Below are 682 nucleotides of genomic sequence, written 5' to 3'. Positions count from 1 at the left end.
CGGGGATTGTGCGGCATGAGCCGCGGTATGACGGGTTCGTGGCGGCTGCCGGTCAGCGGCAGGAGGTGGCCGAGGCCATCGATCGGCACGTCGCCACGCACTTCGGACCGGTCGCGTTCGTCCTGCACGAGATCGCCTCGCACCTTGTCGGTGTGCATGTCTACGTGGTCGGGCCCTCGGCGGAGCGGCCGTACCAGACGCTGGTCACATCGGGGATGAGCGAGCGGCCGATGACAGTGCCCGATGGGCATGGAATCAGTCCGTATGCGGAGCTGATGCTGTGCCTGCCGGCGGACTGGCCGCTGACGCAGGCGGCGCTGCACGACGAGCGGACGGGGTGGCCGGTGCGGGTGCTGAAGCAGGTGGCTCGGTTGCCGCACGAGTACGGGACGTGGATCGGCGAGTGGCATTCCGTACCAAACGGGGATCCCGCGTTGCCGTATGCGCCTGGCGCGCCGTTCGCCGGGGCGGTCATCACGCCGATGCTCAACGTGCGTCCGGAGGCACGGACCATCGACGTTGCGGACGGGACGCGGATCACCCTGCTCGCGCTAGTACCGCTGCATCCGGCCGAGGTCATGCTGAAGGTGTCGCAGGGAACGGATGCGCTCATCGCGGCACTCGACCGGGGCGGAGTCAGCGAGCTCCTAGACCCGACCCGACCGTCACTCGTGTGACACCG

At 68.8% G+C, this 682-nt stretch carries 1 protein-coding gene; it reads left to right on the top strand.

What is annotated here, in order from left to right; translation table 11 throughout:
- Positions 1-677 (top strand): suppressor of fused domain protein (locus tag Pmi06nite_RS41640; protein WP_203958779.1); only part of this gene is annotated, 677 nt, incomplete at its 5' end.
- Positions 678-682 lie beyond the last annotated feature (5 nt).

This window comes from Planotetraspora mira (genome assembly GCF_016863275.1).
Lineage (GTDB): Bacteria > Actinomycetota > Actinomycetes > Streptosporangiales > Streptosporangiaceae > Planotetraspora > Planotetraspora mira.
Note: the sequence above shows the minus strand (reverse complement) of the source record. Positions and strands in the feature narration are given on the sequence as shown.